The following is a 22,177-nucleotide window of genomic DNA, read 5'->3' on the forward strand; positions in this document are numbered from 1 at the left end:
AATTTTTTTAAGTATTATTCTTATAAAGTGCTTTTAAGTTATCATAGGCGATTTGTATTTTTTCAAACTGTTCTCTTGCGTAAGCTTTTTCTATTGCACTTTTTCCTTGATGAAAATCAGGATGATAAAGTTTTACCAAAATCAAATATTTTTGTCTGATTTCACTAAGATCATTTTGCGGAGTGCATTCTAAAGTATTAAAATAATTACTAAAAAGCTTAGCTAAAGCATTAAATTTCCATTTCATATTTTCTTTATTGTGAATATTTTGGCGAAATTTTTTATACTCTTCGCGGTCAACTTCAAAATTCACGCAATATTTTAAATGCTCGCTCTCATCTGCAAAAGCTTCAAAAAGTTCAAGGGTATTCTCGTTTTTATATTCTAAAATTAGAATATTTGTCATTTCATTATATTCTATATTATGATCTTGAAAATAATTTCTTATATAAGTAATAAATAATTTTTCATTAGAGCTTAACTTCATCAAAATTCTACCCGCAACAAAATCAATCTTGATAAACAACATAGGCTTAAGCATATTATTTTGCTCAAAAATTAATCTAAAAGTTTTAAAATAAGCATCTTGTAAATTCTCTATACCTTCATTTGTGCTTTTACGATATTTTTGATCTAAAACTTTTAAGAAATAACGGCGCTGTGGAATTTCATTTTCTTCAAAAAAAGAAAAAATTTTATTTTTTCGTCCTATGACCTTTGTGAAATTTTTGGTAATCAAGTCTTTAAAATACTGAAATACGCTAATATCATCTGTATTAACATTGATAGTTTCTAAAGTTTGCACGATTTGCATCTATTTCTCCCATAAAACCTCATTTTCAAAAAGCTCTTTAGTGCCTTTTAAAATTTCATTGGGTGTATAATCGGCTTTATAAGATAAAGATTGACACTTTTTTACAAAATACCCAAGATAAATATAATCTAAGTTCATTTTTTTAGCTATTTGTATTTCATTGAGCAAAGAAAATTTACCCAAAGAAAAATACGAAAAATCAGGATCATAAAAACAATAAATGCTTGAAATTCCATCCTCTAAAATATCAATCAAATCAACACAAACGAGCTTATCTTCTATATAAAATGCAAGCTCATATCCAAAATTCATAAAACCATCGACATAAAGATTATAATACTGTTTAAAGCTTAAATCATAACGCTTCCAGTTCTTTTTTTCTTCCATAAAACGATGGTATTTATCATATAAAAACAAATGTTCATTGCTTAAATTGGGTGTTCTAAGTATAACTTTGGTGTTAATATTTTTATTTACAACCCTTCTTTCACTTCTTGAAAAATTATATTCATTAACTAAAATTCTAAGACTTAAACATTCATCACAATCTTTACAAATAGGGCGTGAAAAATACCTACCAAAACGACGCCAACCTCGTTTTATTAGCTCATTATTGATTTCTTTAGGGCAATTTTCAATGTATTTATACTCTATTCTTGAACGTTTATCCTTTAAGTAAGGACACTGATCTTCAAGAGTACAAAAACCAATCTCAAGCATTAAATTTTCTTAATATCTGTATTTTTGATAAATTCGGAAAATTCATCCTGTAGTTTTTCTTGCTTTAAGAAAATTTCTTGCATTTCCTTATCTATGTTTGTTTCTTGATTTTTTTCGCGAATATCTTTAGCTAGTTTTTCTAAATTTTTTACACTTGCACCACTCTTGCTTGATTTCTTCGCTAATTTTGAAGTATTGGTGTTAGCTTGCATTTCTTTTTTAATACTTTTAAGACTGTCTAAAAAATCCATCTATTATTCCCTACTTTCTCGTATTTTTTTAAGCGTAGCAGCTATTGCAGCTATAACTTCTTCTTTATTTTCTTGATGACGATCTTCTGTTTTTTCTAATAATTCTTGCATATGTGTTTCTATGAAAGAGGTGTCTAAATACCCCCTTCTAAATTCTCTTGTTTTTGTAATGGCAATTAAAAATGGTATTGTTGTTCTAATATCATCAATCACAAATTCCTTCAAAGCACGCTCAAGTTTATTAACCGCTAAATCATAACTTGTTGCTTTAATAATAAGCTTTGCAAGCATGGAATCATAATAAGGCGGCACAGTATAGTCTTTATAAATATGACTATCAACCCTAACAGATGGTCCAAGAGCTGGGTAGTATTCTCCTATTTTTCCAGGACTTGGAATAAAATTTTTCCATACATTTTCAGCAGTAATTCTAGCTTCAATAGCAAAACCCCTAGGTTTAATATCGCTTTGTTCTAAGTCCAAAATTTCTCCTGCTGCAATACGAATTTGTCTTACAATAAGATCAATACCTGTAATTTCTTCAGTAATTGGATGCTCAACTTGAATTCTTGTATTCATTTCCATAAAATAAAAGCGATTATAATCATCAAGCAAAAACTCTATAGTTCCAGCATTTGTATAACCTACAGCCTTAGCAGCTGCCACAGCTGTAACACCCATGGTTTTTCTAAGATTATCTGAAATTCCAGGGCAAGGTGCTATCTCAATTACCTTTTGATGTCTTCTTTGAATAGAACAATCCCTTTCACAAAGATGGATAATATTTCCGTAGTTATCTCCTAAAATTTGAAATTCTATATGTCTGGGATTAACTACATATTTTTCCATAAATACTTCATCATTATTAAAGTATGTTAAAGCTTCTCTTTTGCAAGATTCAAAAGCATTTTCAAGATCTTGTTCTTTATGAACAACGCGAATTCCGCGTCCACCTCCACCACCTGAAGCTTTTAAAATAACAGGATAACCAATCTTCTCAGCAAAAATTTTAATTTCTTCCATGCTATAGGAATTTAATTTTTCAGTCCCTGGAACAATAGGTATGCCATTTTTAGCCATTAACTTACGAGCGATATTTTTATTTCCCATCTTATGGATTACTTCAGATTTTGGACCTATAAAAATAATTCCAGCATCTTCACAAGCCTTAGCAAATTCGTAATTCTCACTTAAAAATCCATAACCAGGATGGATCGCATCAGCACCACAAGCCTTAGCAATCTCGACAATACGAGCAACATCTAAATATCCTCTTATAGCATCCGTTCCTATGCGATAAGCCTCATCTGCGATTTTTACATGCAAACATTCACGATCAGGCTCTGTAAAAACTGCAACACTTTTAATATGTAAATCTCTACAAGCACGGATTACTCTAACAGCTATTTCAGCTCTATTTGCTATGAGAATTTTATGGATTTGATTCATAATTTGCCTTTTTTGTTATATTTTTATTGTTAATTTTAGCAAATTTTCCTTACAAAAACTTAGCAAAAAATTTAATTTATTTTAGTTATAATAAAACTTTTTAAAATTTTAATTCCAATAAAGAAAAGTTATAATTATAATGGTTGCTGATAAAAGATTATTTTATTTAAGTTGTATTTTAATCACCATAGGAATAGTATTTTCATACTCTCTTACAGCTTTTACTGTTCTTTTTCTTGACTATAGCGAGTTTCATTTTTTTATTCGTCAGCTTTTTTTTGGAATTAGTGGCATACTTATAATGTTTTTTATTTCTCGATTGGATTCTGATAAAGCACTTTCTAAAAAAATTATTTTAGCTATTTTGATTATTTCTTTTATCTTTATCATCATTTTGCCATTTTTACCTTCTGCATTAGCAACAGCTAGCGGAGGAGCTAAACGCTGGATACGCTTAGGCCCACTCTCTATCTCTCCTGTGGAATTTTTTAAAATAGGATTGATTTATTTTTTAGCATGGAGCTATACAAGGCGTATTGATGATAGTAAAAAAGCTATCAGACACGAGGCTTTAATTCTTCTGCCTTATTGTATCTTAGCTTCTATAGTTATAGGATATATTTATATCACTCAAAACGATTTAGGACAAAGTGTAATTTCTTTCTTTTTGATTCTAGCTTTAGCTTTTTTTGCAGGAGCTAGTAAAAGACTTTTTGCTTTTGGAACTTTAATCATTATGATGATAGGTATAATGGTAATTTTTAGTAACCAAAGAAGAATTCAAAGAATCGCTTCTTGGTGGGGGAATATACAAGATGCTTTTTTACCTATGCTTCCTGATTGGCTGGCAAATGCTTTAAGAGTAAGTAGCAACAGCGAGCCTTATCAAATTTCACACTCTTTAAATGCTATAGCCCATGGAGGAATGTTTGGCGAAGGCCTAGGACTTGGAACTTTTAAATTAGGCTTTTTAAGTGAAGTGCATACTGACTTTGTTCTTTCAGGAATTACTGAAGAAATAGGACTTTTAGGTCTTGGGGTTATTTGCTATATTTATCTTTGGATGATTTTAAGAATTTTTAGAATTGCAGGAAGATGTGAAGCTAAACAAGATTTTATTTTTTGTTCAGGCATAGCCTTACTTTTACTTTTTTCTTTCTTTATGAATGCTTTTGGTATTATTTCTCTTACTCCACTAAAAGGTGTAGCGGTTCCACTTTTAAGCTATGGAGGAAGTTCAATGTGGGCAATTTGCATAGGCATAGGATATGTATTAATGATTTCAAAAAAGGTTAAATTATGACAATAGCTTTAACAGGTGGTGGAACTGGAGGACATTTGGCCATAGTGCGTTGCTTATTAGAAAGTGCGATTAAAAAAAATATAGAATGTGTATACATAGGCAGTCAAAATGGTCAAGATAAAGCTTGGTTTGAAAATGAAGTACGCTTTAAGGAAAAATTTTTTTTAAGCTCTAAAGGAGTGGTTAATCAAAGCAAATTTGACAAAATCAGTTCTTTACTCCACACCTTAAAACTCTCCAAAGATTGTAGAGAAATTTTTAAAAAATACCACATCCAAGCCGTTTTTAGTGTAGGTGGATACAGTGCAGCTCCTGCATCTTTTGCGGCTTTATTCTCACATTTGCCTCTTTTTATACATGAACAAAATTCAAAAAGCGGCTCTTTAAATATGCTTTTAAAACCTTTCGCTACAAAATTTTTTAGCGCCTTTGAAAAAGAAATTAGCCCTTATCCTGTAGCAGATAAATTTTTTGATAATGCTAGGATTCGCAAAGAATTAAAAAATATTATTTTCTTAGGAGGATCACAAGGAGCTCAATTTATCAACGAACTAGCTTTAAATTTAGCACCAAAACTTCAAGAACAAAATATCAAAATCATCCATCAATGTGGAAAAAATGATTTTGAAAAGTGCAAAAAACATTATCAAAGCTTAAATATCCAAGCTGATATTTTTGATTTTAGTTTAAATTTGGAAGAAAAAATGAAAAATGCAGATCTAGCTATATCAAGAGCAGGTGCAAGTACTCTTTTTGAACTTTGTGCTAATACTTTGCCCGCTATTTTTATACCTTATCCTTATGCAGCTAAAAATCATCAATACTTTAATGCTAAATTTTTACAAGATCAAGCTTTATGTCAAATTTTTATGCAAAACTCTATTAATCTTGATGAATTTTTTAAGTCAATATTAAAACTAAATCTAGAAAATATTTCTACAAGATTGCAAAATATAACCCAAAAAAATGGCGCAGATATGCTAATCCAAAAAGCTTTATTTGATAATTTGACTTTTATAAGATAAATATCCAAAGATATTTACTAAAATTCCAACAAAAACTAACATCAAAATAGCAAATGAAAAATTTTCAAATTTGTCATGCAAAAAACCTATAATCCATTGTCCTTGTGCTGCAATTAAATATCCAAAACCCTGAGCTAAAGCAGAAAGTCTCGCTGCTATTTTAGCATTAGAGCTTTTTTGTGCAATAAAAAGCAACGCAATGCCAAAAACTCCACCCCATGGAAAACCCATGATAAAAGCACTGATAATAATAGAAATTTTACTATCAAAAATAAAGAGCATACCAAAAGCGATCACATACATACTGCACAAACCTGCTATGTAAAAAGTATGTAAATTTTGTCTTAATTTTCCTAAAAGTAAAGGGCCAAAAAGAGACACTGGAGCTGCAACAAGTTGAGCAAATAAAACCATACTTGTAGAAAATTCTTTATCAAATCCTTTTTCTACAACAATTTGAACATACCAAAAAAACAAAGAATAAGCTAAAAAACTTTGAAATCCCATAAAAAGAGTAATTTTCCAAGTTGTTAAATTTATAAAAAGATTGATTTTTTTATGAGCTTTTTTCTTAATACGAAAAAATCTACCATTTTTAGCTTGAGGATAGTAAACTACTAAAGCTACAAAAGAAAAAATAGCCCAGAAAAACATAGCTCCAGCTAAATCAAATACACTAAGCAAAGGTATAGCTAAAGCAATACCCATAATCGAAGAAATACTCAAAACAAGACTATAAATTCCCATTATACTTGCCATTTTTTTTGGAAATTTTTCTTTAATAAAACTAGGAAGTAAAACATTTGCAATTGCTATACCACAGCCCATTGCTAACATTCCTAAAAATAAGCCATATACACCAAAATAAGAACGAATAATTTCGCCTAAAAAAATTAAAAAAATTCCAAAAACAATAGCACGAATAGGAGAAAAATACCCCATAATAAAAGAAATACTTCCAAAAGCTATCAAAGGAAGACTTGTAAGTATGCCTGCTACGGTTGAGTTTAAATAATACTTATCTTTAATAATATCAATAATAGGCCCCACTGCAGTAATTGGGGCTCTAAGATTAAAAGCTACAATAATAACAATAATAACATTAATCCAAAATATCTTTTTAAAAGAAGCCATAAAAGCCTTATTTGTTAAGTTCTACTTTGAATATTTTACCTTCTGCCATCTTAGGAATCCATAAAATATTACCTTCAATAAATATATCTGCAGGACCTTTCATCAAAGGAAGTTCAAGTTTTACAGATTTAACATTATCTAAATTATAAATATATCCATTTAGATTATTTCCCCAAGAACTTACCAATAAACCATCTTTATAAGGAACTATTCCATCATAAGATTCTTTTTCATTTTTAATTATACTGAGTTCTTTTGTATTTAAATCATAAGCCATTACAACACCGCCACTTACACCATCAGGATGATAACCAGTTATAAAAAGCTTATGTTTTTTTCTATCTAGATATAACCCATTTGGACCGCCAAATTTTGCTAAATCAAGTTTTAATAATTCATCATATTGCTTAGTTTTTAAATCAACCTTTAAAATAAGCCCTGTGCCAGTATCGCTAACCAAAAGCGTATTGTCGTCTAATTTTTCTATGTCATTTAAAAAGATTGCACCTTTAATAGGTAAATTAAAAATTTCTTTTTTAGTTTTAAGATCAAAACCGCGTAAAACATCGATATCTACCACATAAAGAGTTTTTCCAATCTCCATCATGCCTTTTGGTGCATTAAGATGGGTTAAAAATTTATATTCTAGCACTTTGCCATTTTTATCAAGCTTAGAAATAAATCCATCATTATCTTTCGCCAAAGGTTCAAGTTTTTCTCCTACATTAGATACATAAACATAGTTTTTATCTACAAAAATACTTTCAGGGCTTTTAAAACCATCAAATTCTTGATATTTTAATTCACTTGCACCAAGCAAACTTCCAAGAAGCGCTAAACTTAAAACATATTTTTTCATATTTTCTCCTTTATTTAAAAATATTTTCATTGAATTATATTTATTTAGATAAAAAAAATGTGCTAGTTTTTTGATAAAAAATACAAGTTTTTTGTTTTTTGATATTGCTTAGGAGTTTGCTCATATTTCTCTTTAAATCTTTCAATAAACCAAGCTACCGAAGAAAAAGCGCACTCATTAGCTATTTCATTGATATTTTTTTTAGAAAATTTAAGTAAAATCTTTGCTTTTTGCAACCTTTTTTCATCTAACCATTTTTTAGGACTTTGTCCAAAACATTTCTTAAATTCTTTAGAAAAAGTTGCTAAATCTAATTTCGCAAAATTAGACATTTCATTTACGCTTAAAAATTCTCTACCACAATACTCAAAAAGCTGGGAAAGATCAAGGCGAAATTCTTTTAAAATTCCTGATAAAAAACTAATAAAATAAATATTCTTATTTAAAAGCAAATGTAAAAAAATCTCTTCAAATTTCAAACTCACTATAGGATCTAAAATTTGCGTATTTTCTTCAAAATGCGGTGAAAAACTTTCCAAAATTCCTTGCAAAATCTTATCATTTTTTACCCAAAAAATTTCATAGTTTTGAAACTTTTGATCTAGTTTAAAAAAATCTTTATACTTATAAATAAGCTCAATTAAAAATGCATTGTCAAAAAAAAATAAATAAGCTTCATAAACTCCTTTACTAAGTCCTACATTGCTTAAAGTATAGCTCCCAGCTTTTAAAAACAAAGTTTCATAAGAGTTAATCTTATAATCTTTTGATGCAGTGTGTAAAATTTTATATCCTTTGCGAACAAAAGTTAAAAGATGACTTCCTACATTAACAAAAGTAGAATGCGAAGTATCCGTTTGTGTATATTTAGCAAAAGTGCAAGATTTAATTTTTTTATAATTGACACCTTTTAATTGCTTTAAATCTTCTGGTAAAGAAAGAATTTTATTCATCGTAAATTTTGCCTACATTCTAAAAGATACTTTTTAAGATCTTTTTCTTTCATTAAAATTTCACGCATGCAAACACCTACTACATTTATATCTTTAAAATTTTCTATATTTTGAGCATTGATACCGCCTATAGCATAAAGTGGAATTTGACTAAATTCAAGCAAGGATTTTAAAAAATCAATCCCTTTAGGTTCTAAACCCATCTTGCAAGAACTTTCAAAAATATGCCCTACAAAAGCATAATTTACCTTATAGCTCATCGCCTCTAAAAGCTCTTCTTTGCTATGGACTGAAGTACCAAGTATATGAAAATATTTTGTTAATTTAGGTTCTTTTCTTAGCAAAGAAAGCGGTGCGTGAAAATAACGATGTCCCAATTTTAAACACTCCCTATCAAAAAAATGCAAAAAACAAGTCACTTTTTGCTTTGCGCAAATGCTTAAAACTTCTTTTGCTAAGTCATAATACTCAAATTCGCTTAAATCTTTTTCTCTTAAAACTATAGCATCTACCTTAGCCTTAGCAAGTTTTTCAATCTGCTTTAAAAAGTCTATTTCTACACATTTTCTATCGCTTATGGCGATGATTTTTTTATCCCACATAGATACTATCGCTCATCACAGCTTGTAAATTGGATCTTTTAAGCATAGCTAAAATTTCATCTACGCTTCTATCATCTGAAATTTCAAACTGCTCATCACCCTTTTTCTCACCCTTATGCTCACCTATACCCACACTCACTCCTGCACTCATTTTAGTAGCACCAAGCTTGATAACCTCATCTCTAAAACCTATTCTTTCACGACTTGAAATGGTAATGCCCGCAAAAGGCAAAAAGAGCCTATAAGCACAAAGTACTTGCAAAAGGCGTTTTTCACTTACATCTTTAGGATGGATTTTGGCATTATTGATAATAGGTCTTAAACGCGGCACTGAAATAGAAATTTCAGCATGCGAATAAGCTTGTTGTAAAAAATGTGCATGAAGCGCCGTAGCAAGAGCGTCTTTTCTAAAATCATCTATACCCAAAAGTGCCGCAAAAGCCACTCCACGCATACCCGCTTTTAAAGCTCTTTCTTGAGCATTAAAGCGATAAGGAAAAATGCGTTTTTCACCAGCTAAATGAATTTTAGAATATTTTAGAGGATTGTAAGTTTCTTGAAAAACAGTCACATAATCACAACCCTTTTCATGCAAAATTTTATATTCATCTTCATTCATAGGATAAATTTCAACACCTACAACCTTAAAATACTCTCTAGCAATCTTGCAAGCATTTGCTATATATTCTACACTTGCAAACTCCCTACCCTCACCTGTTAGCATTAAAATTTCTTCTAAACCACTTTTAGCAATGGCTTGCATTTCTTCGTGAATTTCAGCTTCATTTAGCTTAGCTCTTGCGATTTTATTGCCTTTTTGAAAACCACAATAAACACATTTAGAATTACAATAATTTGACAAATAAAGCGGAGTAAAAAGAGAGATAGAATTTCCAAAATATTTTTGCTTGACTTTGGCGGATTTAAAGGCTAATTCTTCTATGAAATCTTCTGCTGCACTTGAAAGCAAGGCTTTTAAATGCTCTATACTTAAATGCGTTTGATTTAAAGCATTTTTAACATCCTTGGCGCTAAATTGACTCTCATCATAGCTTTGAACTTGAGTTAAAACCTTGTTTAAAATTTCGCTTTTTATTTCCTGCATGTGAGGTAAATACTGCATATAATCTTGCATAATCAATCCCTTAAAAAGCCTGTTAATGGGGAACTTGCTTTAGCTTCACTCACACTTGCCAAACCTGCTAAAAAAGCCGCTCTTCCTGCATTTACCGCCAAAGAAAAAGCTCTAGCCATCAAGGCTATATCTTTTGCTTCAGCTATGGCTGTATTTACCATCACCGCACTTACTCCCATTTGCATAGCTTCACAAGCTTGTGAAGGACTTCCAATACCCGCATCTACAATAATAGGCAAATCAATTTCATTAAGCAAAATTTGTATAAATTCCTTAGCACATAAGCCTTTATTACTCCCAATAGGCGCTGCTAAAGGCATGATAGCCGCAGCTCCAGCATCACGCATAGCTCTAGCTGCGTAAAGATCAGCATGCATGTAAGGTAAGGGTGTAAAACCCTCTTTAGCTAAAAGCTCGCAAGCTTTAATCGTTTCATAATTATCAGGCAATAAATACCTACTATCGCTTATCACTTCTATCTTGATAAGTTCTCCACAACCAAGCTCTCTTGAAAGCCTTGCAATGCGTAAGGCTTCTTCGGCGTTTCTTGCGCCTGAAGTGTTGGGTAAAAGTGTGATATTTTTAGGGATATAATCAAGTATATTAGCAATTTCCCCTGTATTTGCACGGCGTAAGGCTAGAGTGATGATCTGCGCTTTAGCTTCTTCTATAGCTGATTTTATAAGCTCTAGCGAATATTTTCCAGAACCTAAAATAAATCTTGAATCAAACTCGTATTTGCCTATTTTTAATTTATCATTTTTTAATTTTTCTTGCATTTTTACTCCTTATTTGCTAAAAGTTCTAAAACAAGGTTACTTTGATGTCCTGCGCAAATATTTACCCTTGGCGCCATAAGTCCATTTCCTAGCTTAGCACCATTTACCAAATCCCCACACACATAGAAATTTTTAGCAATTTTTCTTGTTTGTATGCTGTTGCTATCACCATAGCCCGCAAGCCCTGAAGCGCAGATTAAAATACTATCTTTGTAAAATCTATGAAAATTTTGTGCCATCATTGCTTTTGCGATAGCACTATCAAAGGCTTCACAAACTATATCTATATCTTTAAACAAAGATTTTAAATTATCCTCATTGATTTTCAAAGTGCAAATTTCAATGCTGATATAAGGATTAATTTCGCTAATTTGCTCTTTTAAAGCTTCGGTTTTAAATTTACCCAAATCACTTACACGATAAGCTTGACGATTCAAATTGCTAGGCTCAATCACATCAAAATCAATCAACTTTAAATACCCCACTCCACTTCTTGCCAAATTTATCGCTATATGTGATCCAAGTCCGCCTAAACCACACACCGCCACGCGCCCATTTTTAAGTTTATCGTGAAGCTTTGGTGTATGTCTTGCTCTCATCATAGCGTCTAGCGCATCTTTTGGAGGTAAAGTATTTCTTTCTATACAAAAAAGCTCATCATCTTCGTTTAAAGCGATATTCTCTTTTGTTGCAAAACCATTGATAATCCATACATCATTTTCATTTTTGCTGATATTTTCAAAAAATTCCAAACTTGTTTTAAAGTCTGTATCAAGTTCTTTGCCATTAAATTTTACTCTCATCATCCACCTCCTACAAAACTTACAATTTCAGCTTTATCGTTTTCTTTTAAAATCAAATTTTCAAATTCGCTCTTAGGTACAATCTCTCCATTTAATTCCAAGGCGATAAGTTCGATTTTAAAACCTTTTTCTTTGATAAAATCCATAAATTTAAGCTCTTTTAACTCAAGCTTTTGTCCATTGATAATCATTCTAAACCTTTAAAAATTTTCTATCAAGTCTTTAAAAACAAGGCAAAGTTTTTCAAATTCTTCTATACTTACTCTTTCATCAATAGCGTGAATTCTATCATTACAAACCCCAAATTCCACTACCTTTACACCGTATTTTGCAAAATACCTTGCATCACTTGTGCCGCCTTTAGTATTAAGCTCTGGCACTTCATGGGTGATTTTTTGAACGCTTTCATTCATTTTTTGAACGATTTTATTATCGATATTTGTCAAAAAAGCTTCGCTTGATTGTTTTAGCTCTAACTCATAGTTTAAACCATGACAAATTTTTTCTACATAACTTTTTACATCTTCTAAGCTTGTATCAGGGGAATTGCGAACATTAAACATAAGTTTTAAATCATTTGGCGTAACATTACACACCCCCATACCTCCGCGAATATCAGTTATAACGATTTTTGAAGGACTAAATTCAGCACTTCCAGGATCAAGATCAAAACCCGCTAAAAGCTTTAAAACTGGCGCAAAATCATGCACAGGATTGATACATTTTTCAGGGTAAGCCGCATGCCCTTGTTTTCCACGGATTAAAAGTTTTCCATTGATAGAACCACGACGCCCTATTTTAATACTATCGCCGATTTTTTTAACGCAGGTTGGCTCGGCAACCACAGCATAATCAGGTAGCATATCTCTTTCTTGCATCCATTCTAAAACAGCCTTAGTTCCATATATAGCTTCGCCTTCTTCATCACTTGTTAAAATAAGGCTAAGTCTAGCTCCTTTAAAATCCGCATTCTTTACCGCATCTACAAAGGCTGCTACTCCGCTTTTCATATCTTGAGCACCCCTTGCATAGATAAAGCCTTCTTTTTCCATAGGCACAAAAGCATCGCTACTCCAACCCTCACCTGCAGGCACCACATCTACATGCCCACCAAAAGCTAAATGCTCGCCTTCATCTTTAAATTTTTTAGTGAGTAAAAGGTTTTTAATGCCTTCTTTTTCTATAAAAAAAGCTTCAAAATCACTCAGTTCCATAGCGATGAAATTTAAAGCTCCATCATCATTTGGCGTAACAGATTTAAATTTTAAAAGTTCGATTAAAAATTCTTTTGCATTCATTTTTTTATCCTATAAAAGTTTTATATAATAAATTAAGAGCAAAATACTCTATAATTATAGCTGAAATTATATTGATTATAAAAACAACTTTTGCACTAAAAACATGACTATATCTTGCCACCACAAAGGCTAAAGCACTTACCCAAAAAAGTATAGCCACAACAAGCCCTAAAGTCATCAAATAAGCATGATCACTACTTAAAACCACACTTGCAGCGCTAAGCCAAAATCCTATCACAAAAGGATTTGAACCATTTAAAAAAGCTCCCTTAATATAACTTTTCAAAAGACTTTCTTTAAATTCTTTATGCTCTAAATTTAAGCTTTCTTTCTTTTTTCTTAGCATCAAATACGCCATATAAGTTAAAAAACAAAAACCAAAAATCGCCAAAGAACGCATAAAAATAACATTACCTAAAAAATTTAAAAGCCCAAATTGAAGCAAAAAAAGATAAAGCATATCTATGCTAAATGCTCCAAGTCCTACAGCTATGGAATTTTTAAAAGCTTTTAGCGCATAAGTTAAAATCAAAATATTTACAGGCCCAAAAGGCACACTCACTCCAAAACCCAAAAAAACTCCACTTAAAAAAGAATCAAACATTACCATCTTTCATAAAATTTTCTATATCAAGTGCGATTTTATCAATAGCGCTTATAATATCTTCTATATAGATTTTATCAAAATACCACTCTAAATTCGCATCTTTTTCGTAGATATTTAAAATACTTTTTTCGCACATTGAAGCATAACGCCCTACAGGCAAAACCGCCCCACTTGTGCCTACGCTGATAAAAAGCGAAGTTTGATTTAGCAAAGAATAAAGCGTAGCATAAGCAGGGGCTTGCTCTTCAAACATGACTATATTGTGTCTTAAATCCTTGCTTTTGCATTTTGGGCATTGTTTATCTGTGATTTTTTCATAACCTATATTAAAAATTCCTTCGCATTTTAAGCAGCGAAGTTCAGGCAAAAAGCCATGCAAATGTACTACATCTTTACACCCTGCACGCTCTAGCAAATCATCTACATTTTGCGTGATGACAAAAAGGTTTTTACCCCATTTTTCTTTTAACTGTGCGATTTTTTCATGAGCATGATTTGGCTTTACATTTTGAAGTTGTGCCCTTCTTGCATCGTAAAAATCAAGTACTTTTTTAGGATTTTTTCTAAAACCTGTTGCAGAGCAAACCTCCATCACATCGTATTCTTCCCAAAGTCCATCATTATCTCTAAAAGTTTTAAGCCCACTTGGAGCAGACAAACCCGCTCCGCTTAATATCATAATGTTTTTCATAGCTAAACCTTATAAAATTTACAAAGTTTAGCGAAAAATGCTTTAAGAAAATAAATATTTTTGCAAGATTTTTTCTTTTTCTTTTTCTAATCTATCAAGTTCTATTTTATATTCATTGATTTTTTTCTCAATCTTGTCAGTTATATCTGCTATTTGATCTTGAAATTCTAAAGAAGGAAGTTTAACTCTTAATGCTTTTATTCTATCTATTGAAGCTCTAAGTTTTCTTGAAAATCCTTGTTTTTTACCAGCTTCATTTAAAATAAAACTTATGTATTTAGCATTTATTTTTGTATCATCAACCCTTAATACCCCACAATGATCAGTTGGATAAAACTTTTTATTTTTTGGTATAAATCCCACCATCCAATCTCCATCTATACCCCACAAAACAGAATCATTATCATAATCTTGCAAAATTTCTTTATTAACAAATCCAAATACTTCCAACACATTTGCACTATAAACAGGAATTTGTCCATTTTCAAGCAGCTCATTATTTAAAACTCTTTTTCCAATACTTAATTTAAAAATTGGATTTGATAAAGCATATTCTTTAATTGTTTTATTAAATGATGATAAAAATTCACTATCCAAATTTATTTTACACAAATTATTAATTTTATCTAAAATAGAATTTAGTTCATATTCTTGATTGTCCTCTATAATACCACATTTTTGAAGCATTGCTTTGATTAGGTTTTGATACTCTTTTATACTCAAACTTAAAGTATTATACTGCTCTTCTATCTTTTCACACTCTGCTACGATTTGTTTTTGAATTTCAAGCGGTGGTTTTGGAATAACCATATTTTGCAAGATTCCTAAATTTATATTTTGTTGCGAAGTTGTAATAACTTCGTTATATAATTGAAATTTAAAATAATCAATAGCATACATAAGATATTTATTTATAAATTCTTCATTTGGAATAATAGCTACTATAGCTTGATTTGTTGTCATATCTTCGCCTAATATTCCAACTCTACCAATAGTTGCATAAATTGAAACAACAACAGCACCTTTTTGTATCATTTTTGCATTAGAATTCTTAAAACCCTCTCTTGTAATTTTTTCTTTAGTATCCATAATAACTTGACGATTAGAGTAATCGCTAATTGTTAGCCACTTAATATCCCCATTCCAATAATTTATATTTTTTCTTGATGGTGTTCCTCCCATGAAAAAATCTCCACAAATTTTCAATTTAACCAATGGGTATTGAGACTTTATTTCTTCTCTTTGAGTTTTTGGATTTAAACTTATAGCTTTATTAAATTCCACTTTTTCAAAATCCATCATATCAACAAGCCTTGCTTTTGTAGCATAAATCTGCAATTCTTGCGGGATAACATCAAGCGTATTTAAAAAAGATTTGTAGATTAAAGTATTAAGCTTAGTCTCATTTTGTGGATTGCCTCTTTCAAAAAGTGGGCTCAAATAAGGCTCGTGCAATTCTTTTAAACCTTCATCACCTTTTCTATTACTCCACTCATAACCTAAAAATTTCTTTTGTTCTTTTATATCACTTGGGGATTTTATGATTAAAACTTCTTGATTAAGACTTAGACTAAAATAAAGCAATTTATCCTTTTCTATTGCCTGAGCATAAGCTAAAAAGGCTTTATCTTCTAAATCTTGCTTATCTTTACTTTCTTTATAAATTTTAGATTCTTTAAGTTTTTTATAATCACTTGTTTGCCTAAATGCATTGCGATAATCTTTAAAGGCTTCTAACTCTACAAGATTAGAATCTAAGTTTCCATTTAAAAAATTACTATAAAGCTCTTTATCAAATTTTCTAAAATCACAATACGCACTTAGATAATTTTGATAAAAGTTTTCATTGTCTTTTAAATTTTCAGCTTCTATGCGTTCTTTAATCAAACTATAATCTTGAGAAATAAGATGATTTTCTTGTTTAAAAGTTTCTTTTTTGCGTAAAAATAAAATAATCGTATTTGTCCCTGTTGCTCCAAATGTTTGATTACCTAGCTCTACAATGGCAATAAAATCAAAATTTTGAAATAATATTTCTCTTGTATTTTTATAAATAGAATCTTTATTTAAAATAGAACTTGGTAAGATAATAGCAGCTTTAGCATTATCATTTAAAATTTGATTTGCTCGCTCGCAAAAAAAGCATTCGATAGAATTATTTGTTTCTATGTTTATATCATCGTTAAAAAGTTTATAGGTATTCTTAGATTTATCACTTAAAGTTTCTAAAAATCCTTTTACAGAATAAGGCGGATTTGCTATAAGCAAATCAAAACTATTTGATTCTATTTGTGGTTTTGCTTTTTCTCCTTCTAAATTATTTGTATTTGCTAATTCAAAAGAAGCAAGTGCATCAGCATATAAAATATTGATTTCATTTTGCCCATACATTGCACTTGATACCTTAGAAACCTTACTTAAGCGATACTCTTTTTCAATACCATAAATATTTTTATAATGCTCTTTAAGCTCATCTTCTGTTAGATAACGCTTAAGCTCATTGGCATAGGTGTTTAAAAAATGTCCAGCACCACAAGCATAATCAATCACTCTTAAAGCTTTAGAGTTTTTGCTTAACATTTCTTGAAGCGGTAAAGAATACATAATAAATTCACAAATTTGAATAGGGGTAAAAAACTGCCCTTCATCTTGCTTCATACCTTTTTGCAAAAAAAGTTCAAAAAGATTGCCTAAAAATTGATTTGTAGAGTTTTGGGTAAGCTTGTAATTTGCAAAAAGCTCTACTATTTCTTTTAATACAAGTGCATTTTTTAAGAATAATTCTTTATTATGCACTTCTAAAAATGCAAAATCATTATTTGAATAAAATTTTAATTCTTTGATGTAATTTTGCATTACTTCTTTTAAAGTTTTTATCTTTAATTGCTTAAAGTCTTTTTCTATATCTTCATTAGATACAAAGGTAATTTTCTCTCCTAAGAATTCTTTCATAGCTTCTTTATAAAGCCACATTAATCTATCTTGCATATTTGCATAAGTATCTGCCATTACACCAAAATATCCAAATTTGAGATTGTTTTTATTAAAAGTTTCATCATAGATTTTACAAAGAAAAATATTTACAAGTTTATCAAAGGCATTTTCCTTGCCTGATATATTATGCTTGCGTAAAATTTTTGCAAATTCGTGATATTTACCTTCTTCTTTAAGTTCCTTAAGATTATCAAAAGTTGGAGTAATTTCTAAAATTTTATAAGCATTGACATTTGCTTCAAAAATACCTTGTTTAAAATATTGCAGTTCATAACTTTCTTTCCAAGTTTTAAAAAGTTCTATATTGTTATTAGATTTTTTATAAGAATTTTGTAATTCCTTTTCTTTTAGATATTCTTCGTTATCGTAAGCTTGTATGATGTAATTTTTATATTCTAACTTATCGCTAAAATCACTTGTATAAAGACAAAGATATTTTACACCTTTTTCTTGCTGAAAATAAGAAAAAAGCTGTCCGCCATCTTCTTGCATTCTATTCCATTCTTTTATAAATTCACTATTTTTAGAATCTGTGGTTTTACATTCTATAATCAAATAAGGATTGTTTTCATTATCCTTTACTAAAATATCAGCCTTACCACCTTTTTTATCCCTGCCAAGATTCCATTTTGGCTCTAACTCTAAATGTTCAGCCTTATAACCTTTTTCTAAAAGTCTATGCACACATTCAAAAACTACAAAATTTTCAGGGTGTGAAAAATTAGAAGTAGTTTTATCGTGAATTTTTATTTCTTTTGGATAATTAATACTTTGGTTTTTATAATCTATTAAAAGAGTGTAATTATTGATTGTTTTTACATAATTTTCATTTTTATTTTTAAAGCCTAAGTTTTCTAAAACTTGTTTTAAATTATCTTTTGTAATCATTTATTTCCTTATAATCTCACCACCTTAGCACCAAAACCACCTTGATTGATCGGTGCGTCATTAAAGCCCTTGACACTTTTATGAGTTTTCAAAAACTCTCTTACAGCAAAGGCAAGCTTTCCTGTTCCTATACCATGGTAAACTAAAACTTCATCAAAGCCTGCAAGCAAAGCATCTGAAATAAATTTATCAAGCCTTGAAATAGCTTCATCACTCCTAAGCCCGTGCAAATCCAAAGTTACACTTAGATTGCTTGGTTTGCTTATGCTTATACTTGTTTTTGCTACTTTTTTTGGCATTGCGCCACTTTTTTTAAGCAGTTTTAAAGGCACACGAAGTTTGATCCCATCGCTTTCAACCATAGCATCGTTTTTAGAAATGCTTATGATTTTACCCTTAATTTTTTCATATTTTACAAAATCCCCCACACGCAATTCTTCGTTTTGCTCCATACTTGGCAAGATGATTTCTTTTTTAAGTTCATTGGCTTTATTAAGGCTTCTTTGCTTATCTTTTGTGTCTTTAAGCTGTATGGTTTTCTTAGCTTCTTCTATGGCTTTGTGAAATTTAAATTCTAAATTTCTCAAACTCGTGCGAAATTCTTGTTCATTTTTTTCTTTTTGATCTTTTAAAGAAAGTAAAATTTCATCGACTTTTTGCTCTTTTTTCTCAACATTTTCAAGCTTAGCTTTTAGTTCTAATTCAAGATTGATATTTTTACCCACAAGCTCTTCTAAATTTTCTTTATCCTCGCCATAAAGCTTTTTAGCCTCGCTAACTAAATTCGGCGGAATCTGATAACGCAAAGCGGTTTCAAAGGCATAAGATTTTCCTATAGTACCTTTTAAAAACTCATATTTTGGGCGTGAAAGCTCTTCATCATATAAAGCAGCAATGAGTTCAACTTGCTCATTCTTTGCTAAAAGCATAGCAAGGCGTTTGTGGTGCGTGGTGATGATGATTTTAAGATTATTAGCTATGAGTTTTGAAATTAACACACTATACAAACAAGCCGCTTCTTCAAAATCTGTTCCAAGCTCTATTTCATCGATACCTAAAAGCAAATTTTTCTTAGAAAAAAGTCTAGAAAAATGCAACATTCTTCCTGCAAAAGTTGAAATGTCGTTTTTAACATTTTGCGGATCTTCTATGATGGCATCAAATTCTTTAAAAGTACCAATTTTACTTTCACTTGCTTTGATATGCATAGGCAAAAGATGTTTAGCTAAAAATGCTGCGCTTAGCATGGATTTTAAAAGCATGGATTTTCCGCCTGCATTTACCCCTGTGATGATTAAAACTTGTTTTTTAAATTCCAAACTCACGCTTTTTGGATTTTTTAAGGCAGGATGAGCGAAATTTTTAAGCACTAAATCTGTACTTTGATCACACAAAACAAATTCAAAATCCTTTTTTTTAGCAAGCAAAACCCTAGCACTATAATGATCAAAAAGATCAAAGGCTGTATTGATAAATTTTAAAAAAGGTAGGTTTTTTGCTAAAAAAGCTGAGAAATTTTTAGCGTATTCATAATAAATTTCTTCTTTTTGATTTTTGATTTTTTCTATATCATTTTGCAAATTTTCAACACTTAAAGGCACGATATAAAAGCCACCGCCACTACTTCTACCTATGATTTTTGCTTTAATGGCGTGATTAAACCCACCTCTTACAAGCAAGGCTTCAAGATTGTTTATAAGATGGATTTGTGTATCGATAAGATAAGGCATCAAAGCTTTTGTATAACAAAATTTCTTAAACTCAGCTATTATGCTTTCGTTTTTCAATCTTAAAGCGGCATTAAGATTTACAAGTCTTTCATCTAAACTTTCTTTTAATTCTCCTTTCTCATCGAAATTCAAACAAAGCTCCAAAGCCCCGCTAACAAATTCTATCTTTTGTAGCCAAGAGTCTAAATTTGTTCCTAGTTTTATTTTTTTTAACTTTTCAAAATAACGAAAAATTTTTACAAATTCAAAAATTTCATCTAAATGTAAAATTCCTTGCTTACTTAAATGAACCAAGGCTTTATCAAGATTGCTAAGCTCTGGTATAGTAGGAAATTCCACCTCGCAAAGCTCATGTATACGTTTAAAATGAAGATTAGAATCTCCTTGCAAAAAAATCTCCTTATCTCTTGCAAAAAGGGCTTTAAACTCTTCTAAATAGCTGTTTAAATCAAGCTTTGAGATCAATTCTTCTTTTGTATCATTCATCATTTAACCTACAATCTTTAATATCTATGATTAAAGAATTAAAACTTTGATTATTATCCTTTGAAATAAAACTTCCTGTACCAAATTCATAATTAAAATACGCCTTAGAAACATTGATATCTTTACATAAAATATTTTTATTTTGATTAAAAGCTACGATAATATCTGTTCTTAAATGACTTTTTTGTGTGTTTTCAAATTCAAAAAATACTGCTAAAACAATAAAAATCACAAGCAAAATACCAAAAAAAGGTTTAGTTTTTTTGCCTAATTTTTCACGCAAAGCAAAAGTGATTAAGGCTAAAATTAAAATAATTAAAAAATATAAAAAAAACCTACTCATTTTTTTGCCTTAATTTATTACTGATATCTCCTGCACCAAAACCTATAATAAGCCCTTCTTCAAAAACTTGCCCCTTAGAAGCCACCAAAAATTTACCCTCTCTTTTGATATCTTCTACAAATAAAGCCTTAGGAAAAACCGCTTTTAAATCAAGCCCTATAGGCTCTTCTCCTGCAGCATAAACAGGTAAAATTATAAGCTCGTCTACACCTTCAAAAGCCTTTGCAAATTCCTTTAAATTTGCAGCCAAACGCGTGTAGCGGTGGGGTTCAAAGATAGCTGTGATTTTCTTATATCCGCCTAATTTTGCGTATTCTTGTGCTGCACTTAAAGTCGCTTTTATTTCGGTGGGATGATGACCATAATCATCGATTAAAACCAAATTTTCATCAGCATGTAAAATATCAAAACGCTTTTTAATACCTTGATAATTTTTAAGCCTAGTTCTTATCGTTTCTATATCTAAGAAATTTAAAGCCGCCAAAATCGCCAAAGACGCATCAAGGGCTAAATGATATCCCATGCCAAAAACCTTAAATTCACCTAAATCTTTCAACTCAAAGCTTGTAAAAGGTTTGAAATTTTCTATACGCATGGTGCAGTTTTTGATATCTTTGTTCGGATAAAGCTTGGTTGACTCATTTTTATAATTTTTCAAAAACTCATCTTCAGCATTAATCACGCGAATTTTAGCCGTATCTAAAAACTCCGCATAAGCATGATGGAGTTTTGAAACTTCATTGCCATAATGATCTAAATGCTCTGCTTCTGCATTAGTAACTATAGCCAAATAAGGATTTGAATTTAAAAAAGAACTATCGCTCTCATCAGCTTCAAAAACAAGGTTTTGGCTTTCTTTATAAATCATATTTGAACCAAATTCTTTTAAAATCGCTCCGATGATCACAGAAGCATCATCAAGCAAAGAAGCCAAAATACTTGAAGTTGTGCTTTTTCCATGTGCTCCTGCAACTGCAAAAACGCGCTTATCTTCTAAGATAAGAGGTAAGGCCTCCTTGCGTGAAAGGCATTTAATGCCTAATTCTTTAGCGTGTTTAAATTCAGGATTTTCTTCTTTGATAGCAGCAGAATAAATAACTAAATCTTTGTTTAAAATATTGTCTTTATGATGAGGGATGCTGACCTTAACCCCTTCTTTTTCTAGTTCTTTAGTGATTTTACTCTCTTTAAGATCGCTCCCACTAATCTCAAAGCCTTTTTCTTTTAAAAATCTTGCTAAAGCGGAAATTCCTATACCGCCTATGCCGATAAAATGGATATTTTGCATCATTTAAACCTTTATACCTTAAAGG

Annotated in this window: 21 protein-coding genes; 2 read left to right on the forward strand and 19 right to left on the reverse strand. The window is 30.6% G+C overall.

Features of this window, described 5'->3' with window-relative positions; translation table 11 throughout:
* Positions 1-7: 7 nt before the first annotated feature.
* Genes FBF21_RS05560 through FBF21_RS05575 form a run of 4 tightly spaced genes read right to left on the reverse strand, consistent with a single transcriptional unit; the run spans position 8 to position 3,234 of the window.
* Entirely contained in the window at positions 8-814 is an 807-nt protein-coding gene (locus tag FBF21_RS05560) for an adenylosuccinate lyase (RefSeq protein ID WP_002867167.1), read from the reverse strand.
* Positions 815-1,534, reverse strand: a complete 720-nt coding sequence (locus FBF21_RS05565; protein WP_002853863.1) for an arginyltransferase — start codon at positions 1,532-1,534, stop codon at positions 815-817.
* Complete coding sequence (locus FBF21_RS05570) at positions 1,534-1,785, reverse strand: hypothetical protein (protein ID WP_002853000.1); 252 nt, start codon at positions 1,783-1,785, stop codon at positions 1,534-1,536. The genes FBF21_RS05565 and FBF21_RS05570 overlap by 1 nt, the downstream gene beginning before the upstream one ends.
* A 3-nt stretch (positions 1,786-1,788) precedes the next feature.
* Entirely contained in the window at positions 1,789-3,234 is a 1,446-nt protein-coding gene (locus FBF21_RS05575; RefSeq protein ID WP_002856595.1) for an acetyl-CoA carboxylase subunit A, read from the reverse strand.
* A 139-nt stretch (positions 3,235-3,373) separates the two neighbouring features.
* Here FBF21_RS05575 and ftsW point away from each other — a divergent pair, with 139 nt between their 5' ends.
* Complete coding sequence (gene ftsW / locus FBF21_RS05580; protein ID WP_002867168.1) at positions 3,374-4,537, forward strand: putative lipid II flippase FtsW; 1,164 nt, start codon at positions 3,374-3,376, stop codon at positions 4,535-4,537.
* Positions 4,534-5,562 carry an undecaprenyldiphospho-muramoylpentapeptide beta-N-acetylglucosaminyltransferase gene (gene murG / locus FBF21_RS05585; protein ID WP_011049873.1) on the forward strand — a complete coding sequence of 343 codons (1,029 nt, stop codon included), beginning with the start codon at positions 4,534-4,536 and terminating at the stop codon, positions 5,560-5,562. Before ftsW ends, murG begins: the two co-directional genes overlap by 4 nt.
* Here the strand turns inward: murG and FBF21_RS05590 are convergent.
* The 15 genes from FBF21_RS05590 to murC all read right to left on the reverse strand — a co-directional run bounded on the left by FBF21_RS05590 (position 5,533) and on the right by murC (position 22,155).
* Positions 5,533-6,696 (reverse strand): CynX/NimT family MFS transporter, encoded by a 1,164-nt coding sequence (locus FBF21_RS05590; RefSeq protein ID WP_052796715.1) that lies wholly within the window; start codon positions 6,694-6,696, stop codon positions 5,533-5,535. The two genes, murG and FBF21_RS05590, sit on opposite strands and share 30 nt — an antisense overlap.
* A gap of 7 nt (positions 6,697-6,703) precedes the next feature.
* Positions 6,704-7,555, reverse strand: coding sequence for an ATP-binding protein (locus FBF21_RS05595; RefSeq protein WP_002852987.1), 852 nt, complete (start codon positions 7,553-7,555; stop codon positions 6,704-6,706).
* Between the two features lie 62 nt (positions 7,556-7,617).
* Positions 7,618-8,508: an AraC family transcriptional regulator gene (locus FBF21_RS05600; protein WP_002852985.1), complete on the reverse strand. Its 891-nt coding sequence runs from the start codon at positions 8,506-8,508 to the stop codon at positions 7,618-7,620.
* Complete coding sequence (locus tag FBF21_RS05605; RefSeq protein ID WP_002852949.1) at positions 8,505-9,110, reverse strand: thiamine phosphate synthase; 606 nt, start codon at positions 9,108-9,110, stop codon at positions 8,505-8,507. The genes FBF21_RS05600 and FBF21_RS05605 overlap by 4 nt, the downstream gene beginning before the upstream one ends.
* Positions 9,100-10,245, reverse strand: a complete 1,146-nt coding sequence (gene thiH / locus FBF21_RS05610) for a 2-iminoacetate synthase ThiH (protein WP_002867170.1) — start codon at positions 10,243-10,245, stop codon at positions 9,100-9,102. Before thiH ends, FBF21_RS05605 begins: the two co-directional genes overlap by 11 nt.
* Positions 10,246-10,247: 2 nt before the next feature.
* Positions 10,248-11,024 (reverse strand): thiazole synthase, encoded by a 777-nt coding sequence (locus FBF21_RS05615; protein ID WP_011049875.1) that lies wholly within the window; start codon positions 11,022-11,024, stop codon positions 10,248-10,250.
* Between the two features lie 2 nt (positions 11,025-11,026).
* Positions 11,027-11,830, reverse strand: coding sequence for a thiamine biosynthesis protein ThiF (gene thiF, locus FBF21_RS05620; protein ID WP_002859169.1), 804 nt, complete (start codon positions 11,828-11,830; stop codon positions 11,027-11,029).
* The gene (thiS, locus tag FBF21_RS05625) at positions 11,827-12,018 is read right to left on the reverse strand and encodes a sulfur carrier protein ThiS (protein ID WP_002858367.1); all 192 of its coding nucleotides are present in this window, start codon (positions 12,016-12,018) and stop codon (positions 11,827-11,829) included. Before thiS ends, thiF begins: the two co-directional genes overlap by 4 nt.
* A 9-nt stretch (positions 12,019-12,027) precedes the next feature.
* Positions 12,028-13,125, reverse strand: a complete 1,098-nt coding sequence (gene dapE, locus FBF21_RS05630; RefSeq protein ID WP_002859168.1) for a succinyl-diaminopimelate desuccinylase — start codon at positions 13,123-13,125, stop codon at positions 12,028-12,030.
* A gap of 4 nt (positions 13,126-13,129) precedes the next feature.
* A complete protein-coding gene (locus tag FBF21_RS05635) occupies positions 13,130-13,729 on the reverse strand; it encodes a LysE family translocator (protein ID WP_002867173.1) in 600 nt (199 codons plus the stop codon).
* Positions 13,722-14,423 carry an NAD-dependent deacetylase gene (locus FBF21_RS05640; RefSeq protein ID WP_002803435.1) on the reverse strand — a complete coding sequence of 234 codons (702 nt, stop codon included), beginning with the start codon at positions 14,421-14,423 and terminating at the stop codon, positions 13,722-13,724. The genes FBF21_RS05635 and FBF21_RS05640 overlap by 8 nt, the downstream gene beginning before the upstream one ends.
* A gap of 42 nt (positions 14,424-14,465) precedes the next feature.
* A complete protein-coding gene (locus FBF21_RS05645; RefSeq protein ID WP_057991096.1) occupies positions 14,466-18,305 on the reverse strand; it encodes a restriction endonuclease subunit S in 3,840 nt (1,279 codons plus the stop codon).
* A gap of 8 nt (positions 18,306-18,313) precedes the next feature.
* The gene (locus FBF21_RS05650; RefSeq protein WP_079264028.1) at positions 18,314-20,524 is read right to left on the reverse strand and encodes an endonuclease MutS2; all 2,211 of its coding nucleotides are present in this window, start codon (positions 20,522-20,524) and stop codon (positions 18,314-18,316) included.
* The gene (locus FBF21_RS05655) at positions 20,514-20,864 is read right to left on the reverse strand and encodes a hypothetical protein (protein ID WP_002783335.1); all 351 of its coding nucleotides are present in this window, start codon (positions 20,862-20,864) and stop codon (positions 20,514-20,516) included. The genes FBF21_RS05650 and FBF21_RS05655 overlap by 11 nt, the downstream gene beginning before the upstream one ends.
* A complete protein-coding gene (murC, locus tag FBF21_RS05660) occupies positions 20,857-22,155 on the reverse strand; it encodes a UDP-N-acetylmuramate--L-alanine ligase (protein WP_002859161.1) in 1,299 nt (432 codons plus the stop codon). The genes FBF21_RS05655 and murC overlap by 8 nt, the downstream gene beginning before the upstream one ends.
* Positions 22,156-22,177: the final 22 nt, after the last annotated feature.

The sequence above is a fragment of the Campylobacter sp. CFSAN093238 genome, from assembly GCF_012898015.1.
Taxonomy (GTDB): Bacteria; Campylobacterota; Campylobacteria; order Campylobacterales; family Campylobacteraceae; genus Campylobacter_D; species Campylobacter_D jejuni.

Excerpts from the sequence above, each read along its gene's own strand:
- FBF21_RS05560 (WP_002867167.1), bottom strand. The coding sequence starts at position 814 with ATGCAAATCGTGCAAACTTTAGAAACTATCAATGTTAATACAGATGAT.
- FBF21_RS05640 (WP_002803435.1), bottom strand. The coding sequence starts at position 14,423 with ATGAAAAACATTATGATATTAAGCGGAGCGGGTTTGTCTGCTCCAAGT.
- FBF21_RS05600 (WP_002852985.1), bottom strand. The coding sequence starts at position 8,508 with ATGAATAAAATTCTTTCTTTACCAGAAGATTTAAAGCAATTAAAAGGT.
- FBF21_RS05650 (WP_079264028.1), bottom strand. The coding sequence starts at position 20,524 with ATGATGAATGATACAAAAGAAGAATTGATCTCAAAGCTTGATTTAAAC.
- FBF21_RS05570 (WP_002853000.1), bottom strand. The coding sequence starts at position 1,785 with ATGGATTTTTTAGACAGTCTTAAAAGTATTAAAAAAGAAATGCAAGCT.
- thiS (WP_002858367.1), bottom strand. The coding sequence starts at position 12,018 with ATGATTATCAATGGACAAAAGCTTGAGTTAAAAGAGCTTAAATTTATG.
- murG (WP_011049873.1), top strand. The coding sequence starts at position 4,534 with ATGACAATAGCTTTAACAGGTGGTGGAACTGGAGGACATTTGGCCATA.
- dapE (WP_002859168.1), bottom strand. The coding sequence starts at position 13,125 with ATGAATGCAAAAGAATTTTTAATCGAACTTTTAAAATTTAAATCTGTT.
- FBF21_RS05655 (WP_002783335.1), bottom strand. The coding sequence starts at position 20,864 with ATGAGTAGGTTTTTTTTATATTTTTTAATTATTTTAATTTTAGCCTTA.
- FBF21_RS05565 (WP_002853863.1), bottom strand. The coding sequence starts at position 1,534 with ATGCTTGAGATTGGTTTTTGTACTCTTGAAGATCAGTGTCCTTACTTA.
- FBF21_RS05615 (WP_011049875.1), bottom strand. The coding sequence starts at position 11,024 with ATGCAAGAAAAATTAAAAAATGATAAATTAAAAATAGGCAAATACGAG.
- murC (WP_002859161.1), bottom strand. The coding sequence starts at position 22,155 with ATGATGCAAAATATCCATTTTATCGGCATAGGCGGTATAGGAATTTCC.
- FBF21_RS05605 (WP_002852949.1), bottom strand. The coding sequence starts at position 9,110 with ATGTGGGATAAAAAAATCATCGCCATAAGCGATAGAAAATGTGTAGAA.
- thiF (WP_002859169.1), bottom strand. The coding sequence starts at position 11,830 with ATGATGAGAGTAAAATTTAATGGCAAAGAACTTGATACAGACTTTAAA.
- thiH (WP_002867170.1), bottom strand. The coding sequence starts at position 10,245 with ATGCAAGATTATATGCAGTATTTACCTCACATGCAGGAAATAAAAAGC.
- ftsW (WP_002867168.1), top strand. The coding sequence starts at position 3,374 with ATGGTTGCTGATAAAAGATTATTTTATTTAAGTTGTATTTTAATCACC.
- FBF21_RS05575 (WP_002856595.1), bottom strand. The coding sequence starts at position 3,234 with ATGAATCAAATCCATAAAATTCTCATAGCAAATAGAGCTGAAATAGCT.
- FBF21_RS05645 (WP_057991096.1), bottom strand. The coding sequence starts at position 18,305 with ATGATTACAAAAGATAATTTAAAACAAGTTTTAGAAAACTTAGGCTTT.
- FBF21_RS05590 (WP_052796715.1), bottom strand. The coding sequence starts at position 6,696 with ATGGCTTCTTTTAAAAAGATATTTTGGATTAATGTTATTATTGTTATT.
- FBF21_RS05635 (WP_002867173.1), bottom strand. The coding sequence starts at position 13,729 with ATGTTTGATTCTTTTTTAAGTGGAGTTTTTTTGGGTTTTGGAGTGAGT.
- FBF21_RS05595 (WP_002852987.1), bottom strand. The coding sequence starts at position 7,555 with ATGAAAAAATATGTTTTAAGTTTAGCGCTTCTTGGAAGTTTGCTTGGT.